Below are 1,729 nucleotides of genomic sequence, written 5' to 3' on the forward strand. Positions count from 1 at the left end.
ACTCCACCAGCACAAGTGTCAGCCACAAAAATCCTTAGAAAGGAGGTGATCCAGCCGCACCTTCCGGTACGGCTACCTTGTTACGACTTCGTCCCAATCGCCAGCCCCACCTTCGACCGCTCCCCCCAAAAAGGTTAAGCCACGGGCTTCGGGTGTTACCAACTTTCGTGACGTGACGGGCGGTGTGTACAAGGCCCGAGAACGTATTCACCGCAGCGTTGCTGATCTGCGATTACTAGCGACTCCGACTTCATGAGGTCGAGTTGCAGACCCCAATCCGAACTGAGACCAGCTTTAAGGGATTCGCTCAACCTTACAGCATCGCAACCCTCTGTACCGGCCATTGTAGCATGCGTGAAGCCCAAGACATAAGGGGCATGATGATTTGACGTCATCCCCACCTTCCTCCGAGTTAACCCCGGCAGTCTCTCGTGAGTCCCCACCACAACATGCTGGCAACACGAGACAAGGGTTGCGCTCGTTGCGGGACTTAACCCAACATCTCACGACACGAGCTGACGACAACCATGCACCACCTGTACACCACCAACCAAATGCACCACTATCTCTAGCAGCTCACAGTGTATGTCAAGCCTTGGTAAGGTTCTTCGCGTTGCATCGAATTAATCCGCATGCTCCGCCGCTTGTGCGGGCCCCCGTCAATTTCTTTGAGTTTTAGCCTTGCGGCCGTACTCCCCAGGCGGGGAACTTAATGCGTTAGCTACGGCGCAGAACCCATGGAAAGGACCCCACACCTAGTTCCCAACGTTTACAGCATGGACTACCAGGGTATCTAATCCTGTTCGCTACCCACGCTTTCGCTTCTCAGCGTCAGTAATGGCCCAGTGACCTGCCTTCGCCATCGGTGTTCCTCCAGATATCTGCGCATTCCACCGCTACACCTGGAATTCCAATCACCCCTACCACACTCTAGCCTGCCCGTACCCACTGCACGCGCGGAGTTAAGCCCCGCGTTTTCACAGCAGGCGCAACAAGCCGCCTACAAGCTCTTTACGCCCAATAATTCCGGACAACGCTCGCGCCCTACGTATTACCGCGGCTGCTGGCACGTAGTTAGCCGGCGCTTCTTCTGCACATACCCTCAACTTATTTCCATAAACCTTGATCTGTACCGAAAGAGGTTTACAACCCGAAAGCCTTCATCCCTCACGCGGCGTCGCTGCATCAGACTTGCGTCCATTGTGCAATATCCCCCACTGCTGCCTCCCGTAGGAGTCTGGGCCGTATCTCAGTCCCAATGTGGCCGTCCACCCTCTCAGGCCGGCTACCCGTCAAAGCCTTGGTAGGCCATCACCCCACCAACAAGCTGATAGGCCGCGAGCCCATCCCTCTTCGAAAAAACTTTCCCACACCCACCATGCGGCAGGAACAGAATATCCAGTATTAGACCCCGTTTCCAAGGCTTATCCCAAAAAGAAGGGCAGGTTACCCACGTATTACTCACCCGTTCGCCACTCACCCACACCAACCAAAGCCAGTGCTGTGCGTTCGACTTGCATGTGTTAAGCACGCCGCCAGCGTTCGTCCTGAGCCAGAATCAAACTCTCCACAAAAAACCAGTAGAAAGCCAAAACAGCTCCAAAAAACAAAAAACAACCCACAACAACACCACACACAACACAACCAACAAAAAGCCATGCCATGCACAAAAACATCATCGCGAGCCCCCAGCCACCAAGCCAGGAAAAAACAAAACCACCCAACAACA

At 54.3% G+C, this 1,729-nt stretch carries 1 rRNA gene; it reads right to left on the reverse strand.

Annotated features, from left to right (window positions below):
* Nucleotides 1-38: 38 nt before the first annotated feature.
* Nucleotides 39-1,574 (reverse strand): 16S ribosomal RNA (locus G445_RS0108690).
* Nucleotides 1,575-1,729 lie beyond the last annotated feature (155 nt).

Origin of the sequence: Actinotignum urinale DSM 15805 (assembly GCF_000420445.1) — a bacterium.
Classification (GTDB): Bacteria; Actinomycetota; Actinomycetes; order Actinomycetales; family Actinomycetaceae; genus Actinotignum; species Actinotignum urinale.